22 protein-coding genes and 1 tRNA gene are annotated in these 20,343 nt (G+C 68.5%); 15 read left to right on the top strand and 8 right to left on the bottom strand.

Annotated features, from left to right (window positions below; translation table 11 throughout):
- The first annotated feature begins 126 nt into the window (after positions 1–126).
- Together NUT86_RS15940 and NUT86_RS15935 are read left to right on the top strand one after the other, a co-directional pair.
- Positions 127–2,517 (top strand): immune inhibitor A domain-containing protein, encoded by a 2,391-nt coding sequence (locus tag NUT86_RS15940; RefSeq protein ID WP_026169914.1) that lies wholly within the window; start codon positions 127–129, stop codon positions 2,515–2,517.
- Positions 2,518–2,639: 122 nt separating this feature from the next.
- Positions 2,640–3,023, top strand: coding sequence for a hypothetical protein (locus NUT86_RS15935; RefSeq protein WP_051104197.1), 384 nt, complete (start codon positions 2,640–2,642; stop codon positions 3,021–3,023).
- Positions 3,024–3,031: 8 nt separating this feature from the next.
- Here NUT86_RS15935 and NUT86_RS15930 read toward each other — a convergent pair whose 3' ends face one another.
- Both NUT86_RS15930 and NUT86_RS15925 read right to left on the bottom strand, forming a co-directional pair.
- Complete coding sequence (locus NUT86_RS15930; RefSeq protein ID WP_018091295.1) at positions 3,032–3,628, bottom strand: isochorismatase family protein; 597 nt, start codon at positions 3,626–3,628, stop codon at positions 3,032–3,034.
- A gap of 172 nt (positions 3,629–3,800) precedes the next feature.
- Positions 3,801–5,129, bottom strand: coding sequence for a nicotinate phosphoribosyltransferase (locus NUT86_RS15925; RefSeq protein WP_109890034.1), 1,329 nt, complete (start codon positions 5,127–5,129; stop codon positions 3,801–3,803).
- A 152-nt stretch (positions 5,130–5,281) separates the two neighbouring features.
- On the opposite strand from NUT86_RS15925, the gene clpS reads away from it, so the two are divergent.
- The 8 genes from clpS to NUT86_RS15885 all read left to right on the top strand — a co-directional run bounded on the left by clpS (position 5,282) and on the right by NUT86_RS15885 (position 11,195).
- Positions 5,282–5,635: an ATP-dependent Clp protease adapter ClpS gene (clpS, locus tag NUT86_RS15920; protein WP_018091297.1), complete on the top strand. Its 354-nt coding sequence runs from the start codon at positions 5,282–5,284 to the stop codon at positions 5,633–5,635.
- Positions 5,632–6,225, top strand: coding sequence for a DUF2017 domain-containing protein (locus tag NUT86_RS15915; protein ID WP_018091298.1), 594 nt, complete (start codon positions 5,632–5,634; stop codon positions 6,223–6,225). Before clpS ends, NUT86_RS15915 begins: the two co-directional genes overlap by 4 nt.
- A gap of 322 nt (positions 6,226–6,547) precedes the next feature.
- A complete protein-coding gene (locus NUT86_RS15910; protein ID WP_159488139.1) occupies positions 6,548–8,011 on the top strand; it encodes an amino acid permease in 1,464 nt (487 codons plus the stop codon).
- Positions 8,012–8,114: 103 nt separating this feature from the next.
- Entirely contained in the window at positions 8,115–8,540 is a 426-nt protein-coding gene (locus NUT86_RS15905) for a Mov34/MPN/PAD-1 family protein (RefSeq protein ID WP_159488140.1), read from the top strand.
- Positions 8,541–8,624: 84 nt separating this feature from the next.
- Entirely contained in the window at positions 8,625–8,798 is a 174-nt protein-coding gene (locus tag NUT86_RS15900) for a putative leader peptide (protein WP_342456245.1), read from the top strand.
- Positions 8,799–8,926: 128 nt separating this feature from the next.
- Positions 8,927–9,205 carry a MoaD/ThiS family protein gene (locus tag NUT86_RS15895; RefSeq protein WP_109890030.1) on the top strand — a complete coding sequence of 93 codons (279 nt, stop codon included), beginning with the start codon at positions 8,927–8,929 and terminating at the stop codon, positions 9,203–9,205.
- Positions 9,205–10,155: a PLP-dependent cysteine synthase family protein gene (locus NUT86_RS15890; protein WP_026169916.1), complete on the top strand. Its 951-nt coding sequence runs from the start codon at positions 9,205–9,207 to the stop codon at positions 10,153–10,155. The genes NUT86_RS15895 and NUT86_RS15890 overlap by 1 nt, the downstream gene beginning before the upstream one ends.
- Before the next feature lie 287 nt (positions 10,156–10,442).
- Entirely contained in the window at positions 10,443–11,195 is a 753-nt protein-coding gene (locus tag NUT86_RS15885; RefSeq protein WP_018091304.1) for an MBL fold metallo-hydrolase, read from the top strand.
- An 89-nt stretch (positions 11,196–11,284) separates the two neighbouring features.
- Here NUT86_RS15885 and NUT86_RS15880 read toward each other — a convergent pair whose 3' ends face one another.
- Together NUT86_RS15880 and NUT86_RS15875 are read right to left on the bottom strand one after the other, a co-directional pair.
- On the bottom strand, positions 11,285–12,538 hold the full coding sequence (locus NUT86_RS15880; RefSeq protein ID WP_018091305.1) for a PTS transporter subunit EIIC: 1,254 nt from the start codon (positions 12,536–12,538) through the stop codon (positions 11,285–11,287).
- 252 nt (positions 12,539–12,790) lie between these two features.
- The gene (locus tag NUT86_RS15875; RefSeq protein ID WP_159489383.1) at positions 12,791–14,101 is read right to left on the bottom strand and encodes a PTS transporter subunit EIIC; all 1,311 of its coding nucleotides are present in this window, start codon (positions 14,099–14,101) and stop codon (positions 12,791–12,793) included.
- A gap of 233 nt (positions 14,102–14,334) precedes the next feature.
- On the opposite strand from NUT86_RS15875, the gene NUT86_RS15870 reads away from it, so the two are divergent.
- The 5 genes from NUT86_RS15870 (at position 14,335) to rdgB (ending at position 16,924) form a co-directional block, all read left to right on the top strand.
- Positions 14,335–14,574: a glucose PTS transporter subunit EIIB gene (locus NUT86_RS15870; RefSeq protein WP_208683897.1), complete on the top strand. Its 240-nt coding sequence runs from the start codon at positions 14,335–14,337 to the stop codon at positions 14,572–14,574.
- 88 nt (positions 14,575–14,662) lie between these two features.
- Complete coding sequence (rph, locus tag NUT86_RS15865) at positions 14,663–15,394, top strand: ribonuclease PH (RefSeq protein WP_018091308.1); 732 nt, start codon at positions 14,663–14,665, stop codon at positions 15,392–15,394.
- Positions 15,395–15,564: 170 nt separating this feature from the next.
- A complete protein-coding gene (locus tag NUT86_RS15860) occupies positions 15,565–15,717 on the top strand; it encodes an SCO1431 family membrane protein (RefSeq protein ID WP_266442984.1) in 153 nt (50 codons plus the stop codon).
- A 145-nt stretch (positions 15,718–15,862) separates the two neighbouring features.
- Positions 15,863–16,270, top strand: a complete 408-nt coding sequence (locus NUT86_RS15855) for a hypothetical protein (protein ID WP_266442987.1) — start codon at positions 15,863–15,865, stop codon at positions 16,268–16,270.
- A gap of 18 nt (positions 16,271–16,288) precedes the next feature.
- The gene (gene rdgB / locus NUT86_RS15850; RefSeq protein WP_093646470.1) at positions 16,289–16,924 is read left to right on the top strand and encodes an RdgB/HAM1 family non-canonical purine NTP pyrophosphatase; all 636 of its coding nucleotides are present in this window, start codon (positions 16,289–16,291) and stop codon (positions 16,922–16,924) included.
- A 71-nt stretch (positions 16,925–16,995) separates the two neighbouring features.
- Here the strand turns inward: rdgB and NUT86_RS15845 are convergent.
- From NUT86_RS15845 to NUT86_RS15830, 4 genes are all read right to left on the bottom strand, one after another.
- Positions 16,996–17,079: transfer RNA gene (locus NUT86_RS15845), tRNA-Leu, on the bottom strand.
- A 43-nt stretch (positions 17,080–17,122) separates the two neighbouring features.
- Entirely contained in the window at positions 17,123–17,785 is a 663-nt protein-coding gene (locus NUT86_RS15840) for an HNH endonuclease (RefSeq protein WP_159488142.1), read from the bottom strand.
- Positions 17,782–18,444: an HNH endonuclease signature motif containing protein gene (locus NUT86_RS15835; protein WP_159488143.1), complete on the bottom strand. Its 663-nt coding sequence runs from the start codon at positions 18,442–18,444 to the stop codon at positions 17,782–17,784. The genes NUT86_RS15840 and NUT86_RS15835 overlap by 4 nt, the downstream gene beginning before the upstream one ends.
- Before the next feature lie 149 nt (positions 18,445–18,593).
- A complete protein-coding gene (locus NUT86_RS15830) occupies positions 18,594–20,132 on the bottom strand; it encodes an MFS transporter (RefSeq protein WP_093646465.1) in 1,539 nt (512 codons plus the stop codon).
- Positions 20,133–20,343 lie beyond the last annotated feature (211 nt).

Genomic DNA, 20,343 nt, shown 5'->3' with positions numbered 1-20,343 from the left:
AGCCGCAACTCGCGGACCGAGTAACGTACTTCGCTGACGTGCCCAAGTCAAGATCTGTCTTTTTCATCGTACTTCCGGTCGAATGCCCTCGAACAGTGACCGGTTCGATGGGGAGGACAGCGCCAAGTGAGAGACAGCAGAAGGGTGTTCAGATCGGCCGCCCTGGCCACGGCAATTGCCGCGATCGGGGCGGCCGCTTTGTCTACGGGGGTGGCGACGGCCGACGCGCAGGGGCCGTCGCCGGTCGCCAAGCGTCAGGACCCGGCTCCCGAGCGGGCCGTGGACCACGACCTCAAGGGCCCGTTCAGCGAACGGCAGGCCGCCGAGCGCAAGGAAGCGCTGCAGCAGGTCATCGCCGGCGACGCCAAGGCGACCGAGCGCAACGGCTCCCAGGTCGTCAAGCTCGGCAAGAGCAAGTACGTCGAGCTGGCCCGGCAGAAGACCGACCGGATCTTCACCGTCCTCGTGGACTTCGGCGACAAGGTCGACGACACCACGATGTTCGACCCGGACGGCGACGGCCCCAAGCCCCCGGTGAAGAAGTACGGCGGCGACCCCGGCCCGGCGCACAACCAGATAGCCAAGCCGGACCGTGCGAAGGACAACAGCACGGCCTGGCAGAAGGACTACAACCAGAAGCACTTCCAGGACCTCTACTTCTCGCACGACAAGAAGAAGCAGTCGCTGGCCAAGTACTACGAGAAGCAGTCCTCGGGCCGCTACTCCGTCGAGGGCGAGGTCTCCGACTGGGTCAAGGTCGACTACAACGAGGCCCGTTACGGCTCCAACTACTGCGGCCAGACCAACTGCGCCAGCGCCTGGGACCTGATCCGCGACGGCGTCAACCAGTGGGCCAAGAACCAGAAGGCGGCCGGCCGCACCGACGCGCAGATCAAGACGGACCTCGCCAAGTACGACCGGTGGGACCGCTACGACCACGACGGCGACGGCAACTTCAACGAGCCCGACGGCTACATCGACCACTTCCAGATCGTGCACGCCGGTGAGGACGAGTCCGCGGGCGGCGGGGTCCAGAAGACCAACGCCATCTGGGCGCACCGCTGGTACGCGTACGGCACCGACGCCGGCAAGACCGGTCCCGGTGCGAACAAGGCGGGCGGCGCCCAGATCGGCGACACCGGGATCTGGGTCGGCGACTACACCATGCAGCCGGAGAACGGCGGACTCGGCGTCTTCGCCCACGAGTACGGTCACGACCTGGGCCTGCCGGACGAGTACGACACCAGCGGCACCGGTGAGTCCTCCGTGGACTTCTGGTCGCTGATGTCGGGCGGCTCCTGGCTCGGCACCGGCAAGGACTCCATCGGCGACCTGCCCGGCGACATGAGCGCCTGGGACAAGCTGCAGCTGGGCTGGCTCAACTACGGCAAGGCGAAGGCCGCGAAGAAGTCCACCCACAAGCTGGGCGTCGCCGAGTACAACACCAAGAACAAGCAGGCGGTGGTCGTCGAGCTGCCGGCCAAGGCGGTCAAGACCGACATCGTCCAGCCCGCGGAAGGCTCCAAGCAGTGGTGGAGCGGTATGGGCGACAACCTCAAGAACACCCTGTCCCGGCCGGTGGACCTCACCGGTAAGGCCAAGGCGTCGCTGACGCTCAAGGGCTGGTGGGACATCGAGAAGGACTACGACTACCTCTACGCCGAGGTCTCCACCGACGGCGGCAGCGACTGGACGGCCCTGGACGGCACCGCGGGCGGCAAGGCCATCCCGCGCGACGGCAGCGACAAGCCCGCCCTGACCGGCACCGTGGGCGCCTACCAGGACCTCGTCTACCCGCTGGACGCCTACGCGGGCAAGAAGATCGACCTGCGCTTCCGCTACCAGACCGACGGCGGCGCGGCCCAGAAGGGCTTCGCGGCCGACACCGTCAGCGTCGTCGCCGACGGCAAGCCGCTGTTCAGCGACAACGCCGAGGGCGGCGACAACGGCTGGACCGGCAAGGGCTTCTCGCGCATCGGCGCGTCCTTCACCAAGGACTACCCGCAGTACTACATCGCCGAGAACCGCCAGTACGTGTCGTACGACAAGACCCTCAAGGTCGGCCCGTACAACTTCGGCTGGACCACCGCGAAGCCGGGCTGGGTGGAGCACTTCCCGTACCAGAACGGTGTGCTGATCTGGCTGTGGGACACCTCGCAGGCGGACAACAACGTCGGTCTGCACCCGGGCCACGGGCAGATCCTCCCGGTCGACGCGCACCCCAAGGCCGAGCGCTGGGCGGACGGCAAGCTGATGCGCAACCGCTTCCAGTCCTACGACTCGACCTTCACCCGCTTCCGGACCGACGCCCTCACGCTGCACCGTGACGGCAAGCCGGTGAAGATCACCTCGAAGAAGGGCGTGACGCTCTTCGACGACCACCGCGGCGTCTACTACGACAAGGCGAACCCGACCGGCGGTGTGATCGTTCCTGACACCCACACCCAGATCAAGATCACCAAGGAGGCCCGTGACGGCTCCACGGTGACGCTGAAGGTCGGCTCTGCCGGTAAGTAAAACGTAAAACCGCAGGTCAGATGCTGTTCGGCCGTCGCCCCCTAGCGGGCGACGGCCGATTAGCGTTTAGATGCGTTCTACAGTTCCTTGTTGACGCGAAGTCTCACGGGGGAGATATGACGATGTCCGGTGGTGGATTCATCAGGCTTCCAGGCGGAAGCGTGGTGGTCGCCCTCTCACTGCCCAGGCCGCCGCACGGCGCGCGGTCGGGCCTGTACGACTGCGGTTGCCGGGTGCGGGTCCTGGTCCATGCCGTCAACCGCCAGCGCGCCCTGACCAGGCTGCGCAACCTCGGTCTGCGGTCCGTCTACCTGCGCGGCAATACCGAGCCGCCCACACCCGACGAGGTCACGGCCGTGCTGCACCATCCTGACGGCCTGGTCTGGCGCGAGGCCCCGGAGGACGACACCGAGTCGTGGCATCCGATACGGGCGCTGCTGCGGCCCCAGCCGGCCCGCCCGGCGGCGGCCGAGCCGGCCGGAGGGAACGAACGTCCGGCCGCCTGACGGGCCCGTCAGGCGTCGATGAGGACCGGCTTGCCGGTCAGCTCGGCGCCCGCCGCGCGCAGCTCCTCCAGCGCCCGCTCGGTGCTGTGCGCGGCCACCCCGGCGGTCAGGTCCAGCAGGACATGGGTACGCAGCCCGGCGCCGAGCGCGTCCAGGGCGGTGGCGCGGACACAGTGGTCGGTGGCGATACCGACCACATCGACCTCGCTGACGGAGTGGGCGCGCAGCCAGTCCGCGAGCGGGGTGCCGTTCTCGTCCACGCCCTCGAAACCGCTGTACGCGGAGGTGTGGGCGCCCTTGTCGAAGACCGCGTCGACGGCGCCGGAGGCGAGCGCCGGGGCGAAATTGGGGTGGAACCCGCTGCCCTCCGTGCCGGCCACACAGTGCACCGGCCAGGAGCGCTCGTAATCCGGGGTGGTGGAGAAGTGATCGCCGGGGTCGATGTGGTAGTCCCGGGAGGCCACGACATAGCGGTAGCAGCTGCCGGCCGCCTGGCCCACCAGATCGGTGATGGCCGCCGCGACATCCGCACCTCCCGCCACCGCGAGGCTGCCGCCCTCGCAGAAGTCGTTCTGCACATCAACGACGATCAATGCCCGGTGCATGGTGCGTGCCTTCCGGCTGGGAATCGGGGAGGGGCGCGAGTGGTGGTGTGACCGAGGGTAGCCACTGGAGGGGGATTGCGGGAGTGGTGCGGAGCCCGGCGGGACGGCGGATACCGGGCGCGGCGTACGGCGGCCGCCGCCCGGCACCGGGCGCCCCCTCAGCGGCGCCCGGTCACACGTACTCGGTGGGCAGCACGGGCTCACCGCGGGAGAGCTGGGTCGCCGACAGCGGCAGCGTGGCGCGGGCCGCGATGTGCCGGTCGCGGGCGGCGTCCAGCGGTTCGCGGGCCACCACCTTGCCGGCGCTCACCAGCGGCACCAGCAGCTGCCGGTCGGCCAGCTCGGCGGGGACCGGGCCGGTGCCGATGACCTCGGCCTCGGCGACACCCTCCGCGTCCACCCGGCGCGCGGCCCACTTGCGGCCGCCGATCGAGGTCTTGGCACCCATCGACTTCTTCGCGACCGGCCGCAGTGGCGCGCCGGGCTCCTCGCTGTCGGCGCGGGCGACCAGCTTGTAGACCATCGAGCAGGTCGGGTGCCCGCTGCCGGTCACCAGCTGGGTGCCGACGCCGTACGCGTCCACCGGGGCGGCGGCCAGCGAGGCGATGGCGTACTCGTCCAGATCGCTGGTGACCACGATCCTGGTCCGCCCGGCGCCCAGCTCGTCCAGCTGCTGGCGCACCCGGTGGGCGATCAGCAGCAGATCGCCGGAGTCGATCCGTACGGCACCGAGCCCCGGGCCGGCCACCTCCACGGCGGTGCGCACCGCCTCGGTGACGTCGAAGGTGTCCACGAGCAGGGTGGTGCCGCTGCCGAGGGTGTCGACCTGGGCGGTGAAGGCGTCCCGCTCGGTGTCGTGCAGCAGCGTGAAGGCGTGGGCGCTGGTGCCGACCGTGGGGATGTTGTAGCGGAAGCCGGCGGCCAGGTCGGAGGTGGTGTGGAAGCCGCCGACGTACGCGGCGCGGGACGCGGCCACCGCCGCCAGCTCATGGGTGCGGCGGGCGCCCATCTCCATCAGCGGGCGGTCGCCGGCCGCCACCGACATCCGGGAGGCCGCGGCGGCCACCGCGGAGTCGTGGTTGAGGATCGAGAGGATCACCGTCTCCAGGAGGACCGCCTCGGCGAAGGTGCCCTCGACCCGCATCACGGGGGAGCCGGGGAAGTAGACCTCGCCCTCCGGGTAGCCCCAGATGTCGCCGCGGAAGCGGTAGTCGGCCAGCCACTCCAGGGTCGGCTCGTCGAGGATGCCGCGCTCGCGCAGGAAGCCGAGGATGGTCTCGTCGAAGCGGAAGTTCTCCACCGCGTCCAGGACCCGGCCGGTGCCGCCGACCACGCCGTAGCGGCGGCCCTCGGGGAGACGGCGGGTGAAGACCTCGAAGACCGAGCGCCGGTCCGCGGTGCCGGACCGCAACGCGGCCTGCAGCATGGTGAGTTCGTACTGGTCGGTGAAGAGCGCAGTCGACGGCACGGCCACCGGCAGCCCCAGGTCTGCTGTGTTCATGGGGGAGATGCTACCCCCATTACTCGTCACTCTGACGATAGTGCTCCGGTAGCGACAAAAGGCCGCCCGCGAGCGCGGTGTGCGGCTCGCCGACGCGGCCCGCGCGAGGGGCATTTGTGCGTCGTCCGCCCCCGGGTGGCAGCATGGGGCCTGTGAGCGCCCACCCGTCACCCACGACCACGCTCCGGCCGCATCGCTGCACGCTCAGTGTCCCGGTCGAGATCGAACGTCCCGAGTCGAGCGAGGCTCCCTTCGAGGTCCCCGAACCCGACGTCCCGTGGGTCACGATCGTCCACAATGACCCCGTCAATCTCATGAGCTACGTCTCGTACGTCTTCCAGTCGTACTTCGGCTACTCCAAGGACAAGGCGCACCAGTTGATGCTCGACGTCCATCACAAGGGCCGCGCGGTGGTCTCCAGCGGCAGCCGCGAGGAAATGGAGCGCGACGTGCAGGCGATGCACGGCTACGGCCTGTGGGCGACCCTTCAGCAGGACCGCCGATGAGCGGGCACTTCGAGCCGCTGCCCGACGGCGGCGCCGCCGTTTTGCTCGACGAGGTCGAGATCTCCATCCTGCGCAGCCTCGCGGTCCAGCTGATGGAGCTGATCGGTCCGGGCGAGGAGGCCGGGGAGAGCGAGAGCGACGATCTGCTCGCATCGGTCTTCAACGACGGGCCCAGCGAGCCGCCCGCCGACCCGGTCCTGGCCCGTTTCTTCCCCGACGCCTACGGCGGGCCCGACCTCGTCCCCGATGACGACGTCCGCGCCGCCTCCGCCGAATTCCGCCGCTACACCGAGAACGATCTGCGCTCCCGCAAGCGTGAGGACGCCCTCGCGCTGATCCGCGCGCTGGACACCCTGGCGCCCGAGGGCGGCAGCGCGGAGCTGCGGCTGAAGCCCGACGAGTGTCGGCAGTGGCTGGGGGCGCTCAATGACCTCAGGCTGGCCATCGGTACGCGGCTTGAAGTCACCGACGAGGAGGACGGCGGCGAGCTGCTGCGGCTGCCGGACAGCGATCCCCGCAAGCCGATGGTGATGGCATACCTCTGGCTCGGCGGGCTTCAGGAGACTCTCGTCGAGTCACTGATGGGCTGAAATCCGGGCGTACCGCCCCTGGAATTCGCCGAGTGTTCGCTCAGCGGATGCTCAAATCCGGATAACGATCGCATCACTGCGGTGGTGCGGCTTGCCGTTGTTCGCGCAACTTGTCCTGTTTTCCTTGTGGTTCGGTTCACGCCATCTCTAGTCGATCTTCAGTGGCGCGTGTTAAATGTTCACGACCTGCCGTGAGCGACGCCACCCCTGTCGCTGCGGGAGCGCTTGAGCCGGCCGACCGTCGGCGTGCAGGAACTCCATCCGGGGGGATCGGGACCCGATCCGGACAGACCGGGTCGGAATGGAGAAAGGCGCACCACTCATGACCTCTGTGCAGGTCGACAAGCAGCACGACGGCAGCGAGGCACCTGGACAAGCCCCGGAAGAGGGCTACCAGCGGGGGCTGGGAAACCGTCAGATCCAGATGATCGCCATTGGCGGCGCCATCGGTACCGGCCTCTTTCTCGGGGCCGGCAAGGCGATCTCGATGGCCGGGCCGAGCATCATCCTCGCCTACGCCATCGTCGGGCTGGTCATCTTCTTCATCATGCGGGCCCTGGGCGAACTGCTCATGTACCGGCCCGTCTCCGGCTCCTTCTCGGAGTACGGACGCGAATTCCTCGGCCCGTTCATCGGCTTTGTGACCGGCTGGACGTACTGGCTGTTCTGGGTCGTCACCGGCATCACCGAAGTGACCGCCGCCGCCACGTATGTGCAGCACTGGAACAAGGGCATCCCGCAATGGGCCTCGGCACTCGTCTTCACGTGTGCGCTCTTCGGTATCAACCTGATCTCCGTGAAGATCTTCGGTGAGCTGGAATTCTGGTTCTCGATGGTCAAGGTCACCGCGATCATCGGCATGATCCTGATCGGCCTCGGCGTGATCACCCTCGGCTTCTCCGACGCCGGTGACACCGCCTCCTTCAGCCTCCTGTGGTCCGACGGCGGGTTCTTCCCCAAGGGCATCGGCGGCACGCTGATGACGCTGCAGATCGTGATGTTCGCCTTCCTCGCCGTCGAACTCGTCGGCGTCACCGCGGGCGAGGCGACCGACCCCAAGAAGGTCCTGCCCAAGGCGATCAACACCGTGCCGTGGCGGATCGGCCTCTTCTACATCGGTGCGCTGATCATCATCCTGTCCGTCGTCAGCTGGACGGCGTTCGAGCCGGGCGTCAGCCCCTTCGTCGCCGCCTTCCAGCAGATCGGCCTGCCGGCCGGTGCCGGCATCGTCAACTTCGTCGTGCTGACCGCCGCGCTCTCCTCGGCGAACTCGGGCATGTACTCCACCGGCCGGATGCTGCGTGACCTCGCGCTCAACGGCCAGGGACCGAAGTTCTTCACCAAGCTCAGCAAGAACGGCCTGCCCACCTGGGGCACCGGCGTCTCGGTCGCGATGATGCTGTTCGGCGTCTACATCAACTACAAGTGGCCCGGTGAGGCGTTCAACTACGTCGTCTCCTTCGCCACCATCTCCGGTATGTGGGCGTGGATCGTCATCCTGGCCTCGCAGCTGCGCTACCGCGCCAAGGCGAACCGCGGTGAGCTGCCGCAGTCCGATTTCAAGGCCCCCGGCAGCCCCTTCACCTCGGTCTTCGCGCTGGCCTTCATCGGCATGGTGATCGTGATGATGGGTGTCGACAAGGACGCCCGGGCCGCGCTCTACGCGGCGCCCGTGTGGGCGCTCGTCCTGGCCGTCGGCTACCTCTGCATCAAGCGGCGGGACGCGGCGGCCCTGGCGGCCGGCGGGGCACCGAAGGAAGCCGCCGCCAAGGACACCAAGAGCTGAGGCAGCACCCCGGACGGTCGGCGGAGCCGCCCGACTGTCCAGCATGCGGGCCCGTAAGTACCACTCTTCGGTACGTACGGGCCCGCTGGCTATTCTTGGCGCCATGCTGACCCTCACCAAGGCCCTCTTCGACCAGATCGTCGAGCACTCCCGCCAGGACCACCCCGACGAGGCCTGTGGCGTGGTCGCGGGCCCGGCAGGCAGCGGCCGCCCCGAGCGGTTCATCCCGATGCTGAACGCCGCCCGCTCGCCCACCTTCTATGAATTCGACTCCTCCGACCTGCTCAAGCTCTACCGCGAGATGGACGACCGGGACGAGGAGCCGGTGATCATCTATCACTCGCACACCGCCACCGAGGCCTACCCCTCGCGCACCGACATCTCCTACGCGAACGAGCCCGATGCCCACTATGTCCTGGTATCCACCGCCGACACCGACGACGCCGGGCCCTTCCAGTTCCGCTCGTTCAGGATCGTGAACGGCGAGGTCACGGAGGAAGAAGTCGAGGTCGTGGCGGCGTACTCCTGAGCGCGTCCCACCTGGTGTACACCGATCGTCCGCATCATGGGACGAGGTTCCAATACCCGGACCGGGAATCGATACGATGACCGCATGGTTGACCACGACGTGAGCGAGAAGAGGCCGGGCATGCTGCTGCTCGCTCCGCTCGTCACGCGTCGCTCCGCATCCGCCCTGCTGGGCGCGTTCGGCTGCGGAGCCGCACGGCTGCACGTGGATCTGTGCCGCCTTTCCAGCGCCATCTGTCCGCGCTGCGCCGGCGCCTGACCGGCCCCTTCGGGCGCGCGGCGCGCGCCACCCGCACTTCTCGCGTCACCCGACGCCCTCCCGGCCTGCCGACCGCAGTGCACCGGGACGCACAGCATCCGCCACCGCACTCCGACAGGAGCACTCCCATGGCCATCGAGGTCCGAATCCCGACCATCCTGCGCACCTACACCGACGGCCAGAAGGCCGTCGAGGGCAGCGGAGAGACCCTCGCCGACCTCTTCACCGACCTGGACAGCCGGCACACCGGCATCCGCGAGCGCCTTGTCGAGGGCGAGCAGCTGCGCCGCTTTGTGAACGTCTACCTCAACGACGAGGACGTCCGCTTCCTGGAGGGCATCTCCACCAAGCTCGCCGACGGCGACAACGTGACGATCCTCCCGGCCGTGGCCGGCGGCATGCGCTGATGCGTTACGACTCCCCGCTGGCGGCGGTCGGGAACACCCCTCTCGTCCGCCTCCCGCGCCTCTCACCCTCTGACGACGTCCGTATCTGGGCGAAGCTGGAGGACCGCAACCCCACGGGCTCGGTCAAGGACCGTCCCGCGCTGCACATGATCGAACAGGCCGAGAAGGACGGCCGGCTCACCCCCGGCTGCACCATCCTCGAACCGACCAGCGGCAACACCGGCATCTCGCTCGCCATGGCGGCCAAGCTCAAGGGCTACCGCATCGTGTGCGTCATGCCGGAGAACACCTCGTCCGAGCGGCGCGAGCTGCTCGCCATGTGGGGTGCCGAGATCATCTCCTCGCCCGCGGCCGGCGGCTCCAACACCGCCGTCCGGGTGGCCAAGGAGCTGTCCGCCGAGCACCCCGACTGGGTGATGCTCTACCAGTACGGCAACCCCGACAACGCCGGTGCGCACTACGCCACCACCGGCCCCGAGATCCTCGCCGACCTCCCCTCCGTCACCCACTTCGTGGCCGGTCTGGGCACCACCGGCACGCTCATGGGCGTCGGCCGCTATCTGCGCGAGCAGGTCCCGGGCATCCAGATCGTCGCCGCCGAACCGCGCTACGACGACGTCGTCTACGGTCTGCGCAACCTCGACGAGGGCTTCATCCCCGAGCTCTACGACGAGTCCGTGCTCACCACCCGCTTCTCGGTCGGCTCCGAGGACGCGGTCCGCCGCACCCGCGAACTCCTCGCCGAGGAAGGCATCTTCGCGGGCATCTCCACCGGCGCGGCGCTGCACGCCGCGATCGGTGTCGCCAAGAAGGCGGTCAAGGCGGGCCAGAGCGCCGACATCGTCTTCGTCGTCGCCGACGGCGGCTGGAAGTACCTCTCCACCGGCGTCTACACCGCCGAGTCGACCGAGGCGGCCATCGCCACGCTGCAGGGCCAGCTCTGGGCCTAGGGCAGTGCCCCCGGCGCCGAAGGCCGGGGGCACTCCGCGGACGGCGGGGGACAGGCGCCATTCCGCGGCGGTAGCGGTCCTGCGTACGGGCGTACGGGGCGACAGCCCAGACTGGTGATTCCGCCCACAGCTCGCCCCGCTGGAGGAGCCACAGGACCTTTTGCGGCTTACGCTCGTGGGCACCGCACAGACCGCCAAGGACCCGGCAACACCCCGGCAGGGCCCCGCCGGGAATCCCCGCATGGAAAAGCCGGCCGCCGCCCCCGCCCACGGAGGTTCACGCCCGTATGAAGCTCACTGTCGTCGGATGCTCGGGGTCGTTCCCTTCCATGGAATCGGCCTGCTCGAGCTACCTCCTGGAGGCCGACGGCTTCAGGCTGCTCCTCGACATGGGCAACGGCGCCCTGGGCGAGCTGCAGCGCCACTCCGGCCTCTATGACCTGGATGCCGTACTCCTGTCGCATCTGCATGCGGACCACTGCATCGATCTGTGCGGCTATTTCGTCGTCCGCTATTACCGCCCGGACGGCGGGCGTTGTGCGCCGATGCCGGTCTATGGGCCGGCCGGCACCGAGCGGCGGCTGACCGTCGCCCACGCCGATGTGCCGCACGACGGCGCGATGAGCGAGGTCTTCGAATTCCGCACCCTGACCCCCGGCACCTTCACCATCGGGCCGTTCACGATCCGTACGGAACGCGTCAGCCACCCGGTGGAGGCCTTCGGCTTCCGTATCGAGCACGGCGGCCGGACCCTGACGTACTCCGGGGACACCGGACCCTGCGAGCCGCTGGAGTCGCTCGCCGAGGGCGCCGACTTCTTCCTGTGCGAGGCGTCCTTCACGTACGGCAAGGAAGACATCCCGGATCTGCACCTCAACGGCCGGGAGGCCGGCGAGAGCGCCCGGCGGGCCGGCGTGGGGCGGCTGGTGCTGACCCACATCCCGCCGTGGACCGACGCCGACATCAGCATCCGCGACGCACAGAAGGTCTATGACGGCCCGGTCGAGGCCGCCAAGGCGGGCGCGGTCTACGAGATCTGAGGCCGGGCGGCGCGCCCGGGCGCAACGGCGAAGGGCCCCGGAACCGTGGTGCGGTTCCGGGGCCCTTGTGCGTGCCGTGGCCGGCGCGGCTACGCCTTCGTCAGGTCCTCGACCTCTTCCTCGGGCTCCCGGCCCGGGGTGGTGAGGTTGAACTTGGTGATCGCGAAGCGGAACAGCGCGTAGTAGACGACCGCGAAGACCAGGCCGATCGGGATGATCATCCAGGGCTTGGTGGCCAGGCTCCAGTTCAGCGCGTAGTCGATGAAGCCGGCGGAGAAGGTGAAGCCGTCGTGCACGCCGAGCGCCCAGGTGAGGGCCATCGAGAGGGCGGTCAGCACCGCGTGGATCGCGTAGAGCACCGGCGCGATGAACATGAACGAGAACTCGATCGGCTCGGTGATACCGCAGACGAAGGAGGTCAGCGCGAGCGAGATCATCATGCCCAGGACGGCCTTGCGGCGCTCGGGGCGGGCGGTGTGCGCGATGGCGAGGGCGGCGGCCGGCAGGCCGAACATCATGATCGGGAAGAAGCCGGACATGAACTGGCCGGCGGACGGGTCACCCGCGAAGAAGCGGCCGATGTCGCCGTGCGCGACCTTGCCCGCGGCGTCGGTGAAGTCACCGAGCTGGAACCACGAGACGGTGTTGACGAACTGGTGCATGCCGATTGGCAGCAGCGCGCGGTTGATCAGGCCGAAGAGACCGGCGCCGCCGGCACCCAGGCCGGTCATCCACTCGCCGAAGGCGGAGATCCCGTCGCCGATGGGCTCCCAGATCAGCAGGAAGAGCACGCCGACGGCGGTGCCCACGAAGGCCATGATGATCGGGACCAGCCGGCGGCCGTTGAAGAAGCCCAGCCAGTCCACCAGCTTCTTGCGGTGGTAGCGCTGCCACAGGACCGCGGAGAGCAGGCCCATGATGATGCCGCCGAGGACGCCGGGGTTGTTGAGGACCGGCTCGACCCACTCGCCCTTCTCGATGTGGCCTTCCGTGACCGGGAACGCCTTGAGGACATTGCTGTAGACCAGGAAGCCGACCAGCGCGGCGAGCGCCGTCGAGCCATCGGACTTCTTCGCGAAGCCGATGGCGACGCCTATGCAGAAGAGCAGCGGCAGATTGTCGAAGACCGCGCCACCGGCAGCGGCGAAGACCTTGCTGACGTCGATCCAGCCCAGGCCCTTCTCGCCGAACACGTCCGGCTGGCCGAGGCGGTTGAGGATGCCCGCGGCGGGCAGGACGGCGATCGGCAGCTGGAGGCTGCGGCCGATCTTCTGCAGGCCCTGGAACAGGCCGGAGCCCCGCTTCTTCGCGGGAGCCGCCTTCGTGGCGGTGGCCGAACTCATCGGATTCCTCCTGGTGAGGCGGGCACTCGAAGGGGGGACGGCCCGCGCTTGGTCTACACCTTGGTCTACACCACTAGTGGTTTAGACCATTCTTAGCACGTAGTCCCGACATAAAGGAATCCATTCTTCCAAGTGGTGTGGACCACATGGCGACCGGCCCCTGGTCAGTGGACTCAGGGGCCGGCAAAAGCGTCCCGGAAGGCCGGGCGGCGGCCTGTGCGGCCGCTCCCGGCGGGTGTTCCGGGCCGGGTCCTACTTCACGTTCTCCCGCTCCATCGCGTCCCCCACCTCATCCGGCTCGCGGCCGGGCGTCGACAGATTGAATTTCGTGATCACGAAACGGAAGAGGGCGTAATACACCGCCGCGAAACACAGACCGATGGGAATGATCAGCCAGGGTTTGGTCGCCAGCCCCCAGTTGATGACGTAGTCGATCAGCCCCGCCGAGAAGCTGAAGCTGTCGTGCACCCCCAGCGCCCAGCTCAACGCCATCGACACACCCGTCAGCACCGCATGGATCGCGTACAGCACCGGCGCGACGAACATGAATGAATACTCGATCGGCTCGGTCACACCCGTCACGAACGACGTCAGACCGACCGACAGCATCATGCCCGCGATCTCCTTGCGGCGATGCGGCTTGGCGCAGTGCGCGATCGCCAGCGCCGCCGCCGGCAGCGCGAACATCATGATCGGGAAGAACCCGGTGGTGAACTGCCCCGCATCCGGATCGCCCGCCAGGAACCGGTTGATGTCACCGTGGACGACCGTGCCGTCCGGCTTGGTGAAACTGCCGAACTGGAACCAGACGAAGGTGTTCAGGAACTGGTGCAGGCCGATCACCAGCAGCGCACGGTTGGCGACACCGAAAATCCCCGAGCCCCATTCCCCCAGCCCCGACAGCCATTCACTGAAGCTCGTCAGCGCATCGCCGATCGGCTGCCACACGAACAGACACAGCACCGCGAAGACCAGGCCGACGAAGGCCATGATGATCGGGACCAGCCGGCGGCCGTTGAAGAACCCCAGCCAGTCCACCAGCTTCACCCGGTGAAAGCGCTGCCAGAGCCACGCGGACAGAAATCCCATGACGATGCCGCCGAACACCCCCGGATTCTGGAACTCCGCCTGCGTGACCGTATCCGTCCTGTCCAGGCACACACCGGTCCACAGGCCGGCCTGGGTGTACGTCTGGCCCGCGCCACAACCGGACGGGAACGCGTGCAGCACCGAGAAGTAGACGAGAAAACCGGTCACCGCCGCCAGCGCCGTCGACCCGTCCGACTTCTTGGCCATACCGATCGCCACACCGATACAGAACAGCAGCGGCAGACCGAGCCCCGAATCCAGCAGCGCACCGCCCGCGGCCGCGAACACCTTGCCGACGGCGTCCCAGCCCAGGCCCTTCTCGCCGAACACGTCCGGCTGGCCAAGACGGTTGAGAATCCCCGCGGCGGGCAGGACGGCAATCGGCAACTGCAGACTGCGCCCCATCTTCTGCAGGCCCTGGTAGAGGTGCGCCCCCCAGCTCTTCCTCGGTGCCGCCGCCGCGTTCGCGCTCATTCCCGTCCTCCCGGCGGTCGGCCCGTCGACAACCGCCCTGGTGCTTGCCTCATACTGGTGGTGTAGACCACTCAGGGGTGCGCGCCGCAGCCGTTTTTCCGGCTGTCCGGCGCGCACTCCGGTGATCGCCATCCTTCGTCAGACAGCGGACAAACGCCCACATAGTTGGGCTGAACGTGCGTTACGGTGTGAAAACCGCACGGCGGGACCGCCGGCGGCCGAGACAAGCAGGAGTGGACATGGCCAGCAAGGCTGAGAAGATCGTCGCCGGGCTCGGCGGACTCGACAACATCGAAGAGGTCGAGGGCTGCATCACCCGCCTCCGCACCGAGGTCGTCGACTCCTCCCTCGTCGACGAGGCCGCCCTCAAGGCCGCCGGCGCCCACGGCGTCGTCAAGATGGGCACCGCGATCCAGGTCGTCATCGGCACCGACGCCGACCCCATCGCCGCCGAGATCGAAGACATGATGTGAGCTGACCCCAGGTCACTCCCGAAGGCCCCGCACCGGACGTCCACCGCCCCGGAGTGGGGCCCTCGCCGTTCCCGATAGGGTCTACGCCATGTCTCGCATCGACGGCCGCACCCCCGAACAGCTCCGCCCGGTCACCATCGAACGCGGCTGGAGCAAGCACGCCGAAGGCTCCGTCCTCATCTCCTTCGGCGACACCAAAGTCTTCTGCACCGCCTCCGTCACCGAAGGCGTCCCGCGCTGGCGCAAGGGCACCGGCGAAGGCTGGGTCACCGCCGAATACTCGATGCTGCCCCGCTCCACCAACACCCGCGGCGACCGCGAATCCGTACGCGGCAAGATCGGCGGCCGCACCCACGAGATCAGCCGCCTCATCGGCCGCTCCCTGCGCGCCGTCATCGACTACAAGGCCCTCGGCGAAAACACCATCGTCCTGGACTGCGACGTCCTCCAGGCCGACGGCGGCACCCGCACCGCCGCCATCACCGGCGCCTACGTCGCCCTCGCCGACGCCATCACCTGGGCCCAGGGCAAGAAGCTCATCCGGCACGGCCGCAAGCCCCTCACCGGAACCGTCTCCGCCGTCAGCGTCGGCATCGTCGACGGGACCCCCCTCCTCGACCTCTGCTACGAAGAGGACGTCCGCGCCGAGACCGACATGAACGTCGTCTGCACCGGCGACGGCCGCTTCGTCGAGGTCCAGGGCACCGCCGAGGCCGAACCCTTCGCCCGCGACGAACTCAACGCCCTCCTCGACCTCGCCGTCGCCGGCTGCGCCGAACTCGACGGCGCCCAGCGGGCGGCACTGGCCCGCACGCTCTGAGCACCCGGCGCGGCACACCGGCCCGCGCCCCGGACACCCGGAGCGCACCGCCGCCCACCGCATGAAGCCACCCACCACAGGGGGAGGACCCGCAAACCTCCCCCTGTGACCCTTTTCTCATGGCGCCCCCCGCTCTGGAAAAGCCACCACGGCACCCGCACTGTGGACCCATGTCCACGACCGCTGCCACCGCTGCCACCGCGCCCCGCACCCGCGCCCGCACCGGCGGGCCCGGAGACGACTCCCGGCTCCTGGAGAACATCCTCGGCTGGACCCTCGTCGTCGCCCTCGCCATGCTGCTCACCCAGACCGGCCTCATCTGACGGACCCGGCCTCATCCGACGGACGGGGCGCGGCTCACGGTGGGGTTCGGGGGTGCGGACGGTCGGCGTACTCGCGCAACCAAAACAACCCCGCCCCGCGTTTCTTCCTTTACCCGAACACCCCCAAGGGAAGGAACCCCGCGCCATGGCCCACCGCACGCGCCCGCAGCGTCGCCCCGCCACCACCGCACTCGCCGCGCTCGCCGCCGCCACCCTCGCGATACCGCTGCTCTCCGCCTGCGGAGCGGTCCAGAAGGCCATGGACTGCGCCAACACCGCCTCCTCCGTCGTCAGCGCCGTCGACAAGCTCCAGCAGGCCGCGGACAACGCCGTCAGCGACCCGCAGAAGACCCAGCAGGCCCTCGACGACATCGACGCGAAGCTGCGCAAGCTCAGCAAGGACGCGAGCGACCCGGACCTGTCCAAGGCCATCGACAAGACGAACGACGGCATCAAGGCCGCCCGCAAGGACCTCGACAACAACAAGGCCCCCGACATCCAGCCGATCGTCGACGGGACCGGCGAAATGACCAAGATCTGCACCCCGGGATAGCCGGGATAATCGGGTCCCATGCAGACTCACACCGGCGGACCCTCCGCTCACCCCCGCCGCCTCATCCTCGCCACCCGCAACGCCGGCAAGGTCAGTGAACTCCGCGCCATCCTCGACGCGGCCGACCTCGGCATCGAACTCGTCGGTGCCGATGCCTACCCCCACATCCCCGACGTCAAGGAAACCGGCGTCACCTTCGCCGAGAACGCCCTCCTCAAGGCCCACGCCCTCGCCCAGGCCACCGGCTGCCCCGCCGTCGCCGACGACTCCGGCCTCTGTGTCGACGTCCTCGGCGGCGCGCCCGGCATCTTCTCCGCGCGCTGGGCCGGCACCCACGGCGACGACCGGGCCAACCTGGACCTGCTCCTGGCCCAGCTCGGCGACATCGCCGACGAGCACCGCGGCGCCCACTTCGCCTGCGCCGCCGCCCTCGCCCTGCCCGACGGCACCGAACGCGTCGTCGAGGGCACCCTCAAGGGCACCCTCCGCCACACCCCCTCCGGCACCGGCGGCTTCGGCTACGACCCCATCCTCCAGCCCCTCGGCGACACCCGTACCTGCGCCGAACTGACCCCCACCGAAAAGAACGCCATCAGCCACCGCGGCCAGGCCTTCCGGGCGTTGGCACCGGTGGTGCGGGAGTTGTTGGGCTGACCCGGCCCGTACAGGAGTGGCGAAGGCCCGGCCCCGCGCTTCGGCGGGGCCGGGCCTTCGAATCCGAGGTGTGCGGCCGGAGGGACTCGAACCCTCACGGGTGTTACCCCACTGGCACCTAAAGCCAGCATGACTGCCAATTCCATCACGGCCGCTTGCCACGGCCATGGTACTTGTTGGCCGGACGCAGCGTGAGGTCTACCGCTGGTGTCGGCCGCCCCGGCACCAAGTGTCGGTGACCGCGTGGCAGTTGGGGCAGAGAAACCGCAAATTCTCCTGACGGTCGTCACGCCAGTCACCGTTGATGTGGTCGATCTCCAGAGTTATGGGCTTGCCACACCATGCGGGGCCTGTCCCGCACTCGGCGCATCCCTCCGGCACGCCGACCTGCCGCAGGGCTCGCCGTAGCAGCACGGTTCTTGTCCGGCGCTTCCCGCAGTGCTTCACGAGTATCTGCTCGGGACCCTTGACCGGCGTGGTTCCCGGCCTCCCGCGCATATGTGCCTGTCCCAGGAAGTGACTCGTGTCGATGCCGTGGTCGGATACCCACTGATGGAACAGCGCGCGACCGCGAGAGTTATCGGGCCTCTCCAGATACCGCAGGGCAGCGGCGATGGAAGAAGAGGCGCTGACGGCCTTCTGGAGGTCGTCCCTGCTGGGGCGGCGAAGGTGAGTGGCGCGCCGTGCGACGGGCTTGAAATGCGATACATCGATTCCGAAGTGCTCGAAGCGCCTGAACAGATGCCGCCGCAGCTGATGGTAGGAGCGGCCGCCGCAGAACGCGATGACTTCGTCGATGTTCGTGCAACGCCTTGCGGCCTCGGTCAACAGCGCCCGGGTGTAGCGGATGCCGCCGCTCATGGCGACGCTCCGGTGTCCCGGGGGCAGATGCCCTTGTTGCGCCCCCGGTAGGTGTCCGTGGCCGAGTGGCAATTGGGGCACAGAAACCGCAGATTCTCCCGACAGTTGTTACGCCAGTTTCCGTCGATGTGATCGACCTCCAGCGGCAGCGGGCGATTGCGCCAGACGGGCCCGGTACGGCAGACGGCGCACCGCTCGTCCGCCCCGAGCGCGAGCAGGGCAGCTTTGAGCCGGTGGCTCGGCATTCGCCGACCGGGGTTTTCTTCGTGCACGAGCAGCTCCCCGGGGCTGTACCGCCGACGAGCCGTGGTTTTCCTCCGGCCGACCGGAGAAAAGTGCGAAGTGTCGATCCCCAGGCTCTGGATGCGCCGGCTGATGTGGGTGTGCTGACCGCCTACGGGGTCGAGACCGAGCCGCCGTAATACCTCGCACATGTTCGTCGACAGCGCCACGGCATCCTCGAGGACCTCCTTGGTCCAGCGGGTCCCTTCACGCTCGAAGTGCGAAGTATCTACGCCCATTGACCTCATTCGGTCATGGAGGTACCGCCGCGATGTCCCCTTCGGATCCACCCCGAGTTTGCGTAACGCCTCCGACAGCGTCCGCGACGAGGCGGCCGCCTCCTCCAGCCGCTCACGGGTGTACGGACTGACCGGCATGATTCCCCCTCGTTCCGCGCACCGGGCCCCCGTGCGCTCGTCGAACGGAACAACGATCGAACGCAAGGTCGGTTACGGCATGTGGTGCGCAGAGGCGAGGGGCCCCGGGGACGGATTCCCCGGGGCCCCTCGGTGCCGTGTCGCGCAGGTCAGAAGCGCGGTTCGGGGGATTGGGCCTCGATGAGTTCGACGGCTTCTTCCTTGGTGGCTACGGAGGGTGGGGAGCCTTCGAGGGGCTGTTGGGCGGTTTCCTTCATGCAGGCGACGGCGATGACGCCTACCAGGGCGGCGCCCATTGTGTAGTAGGCGGGGACCATCACGTTCTTGTCGAAGACGTCCATGAGGGCGGTGATCACCAGGGGGGTGGTGCCGCCGAAGAGGGAGACGGCCAGGTTGTAGCCGATGGACAGGGAGCCGTAGCGGACGTTGGTGGGGAAGAGGGCGGGCAGGGCGGCGGACATGGTGCCCAGGAGGCAGACCAGGGAGAGGCCGAGGAGGGCCATGCCGCCGCAGACCGCGGGGACGCTGCCCTGCTTGACGAGGAGGAAGGCCGGGATCGCGAGGACGAAGAAGCCGAGCATGCCGGTCATCAGCAGGGGCTTGCGGCCGTAGCGGTCGCTGAGTTTGCCGACGGTGCTGAGGACGCACATCAGGACGGCCATGGTGCCGAGGAGGATCAGCAGGCCGTGGGACTCCTCGTAGTGGAGGGTGTCCGTCAGGTAGGTCGGCATGTACGACAGCAGCATGTAGTCGGTGATGTTGTACGCGCCGACCAGGGCGATGCAGAGGATGAGGGTGGGCCACTGCTGGGTGAAGATCTCGCCGATCTTCTTCTTGGGGGCGTTCTCGGAGAGGTGGGAGAACTCCGCCTCGGTCTCGACGGCCGAGTTGCCGCCGCCGTGGGTCTGGGCGGCCTCGAACTTCTGGAAGGCGGGGGTCTCGTCGAGCTTGACCCGCAGGTAGAGACCGACCAGGCCGAGCGGTCCGGCGATCAGGAACGGCAGGCGCCAGCCCCAGCTGACCATGGCCTCGTCGCCGAGGGTGGTGTTGAGCAGCAGCACGATGCCGGCGGCGCCGGTGTAGCCGATGAGGGTGCCCATCTCCAGGAAGCTGCCGAAGAAACCGCGCTTCTTGTCGGGGGCGTACTCGGCGATGAAGGTGGAGGCGCCGCCGTACTCACCGCCGGTGGAGAAGCCCTGGACGAGGCGGAAGAGGATGAGCAGGACGGGCGACCAGAAGCCGATGGCGGCGTAGGACGGGATCAGCCCGATGCAGAGGGTGCCCAGCGCCATCATGATCATGGTGAGGGCGAGGACCTTCTTGCGGCCGATGCGGTCGCCGAGGGGGCCGAAGTAGGCGCCGCCGAGGGGCCGTACGAGGAAGGCCACGGCGAAGGTCGCGAAGGACGACAGCAGGCTGGCGGTGTCGCTGCCGCCGGGGAAGAAGACCTTGCCGATGGTGACCGCGAGATAGCTGTAGATCCCGAAGTCGAACCATTCCATGGCGTTGCCGAGCGCGGCGGCTTTCACGGCGCGCTTGACGACGCGTTCGTCGGTGACGGTGATGTCGGTGCGCCGCAGTTTGGGGTTCTTGCGCCGGGCGACGGCACGGAAGAGCACCCGGTGGCGCTTGAGCGCTTCCCGGTCCTGTTCGGGAGCGGGGTCGGCTTCGGTGCTGCCGGTCGGCACGAGGCGGTCCTCTCGGGTCGGTCAGCGCGTGGTGCGCGGTGGGATACGACAGGTGCGCCTGCGCAGCGGAGCGTGGATCCAAACCACTCCGGCCGGATGAATTGAGGTATGTCACGTGCGGCCGGTCCGTCCGGAGTGCCGGGGCGGGGTGGTGACAGGGCCGTGGCGGGGGTGCGCCAGAGGTGCGGCAGGCCTTGTTACAGGACTGGTA

Source organism: Streptomyces sp. G7(2002) (genome assembly GCF_028870195.1).
Taxonomy (GTDB): Bacteria; Actinomycetota; Actinomycetes; order Streptomycetales; family Streptomycetaceae; genus Streptomyces; species Streptomyces nigrescens.
This window is presented reverse-complemented; position numbering and strand designations above follow the sequence as displayed.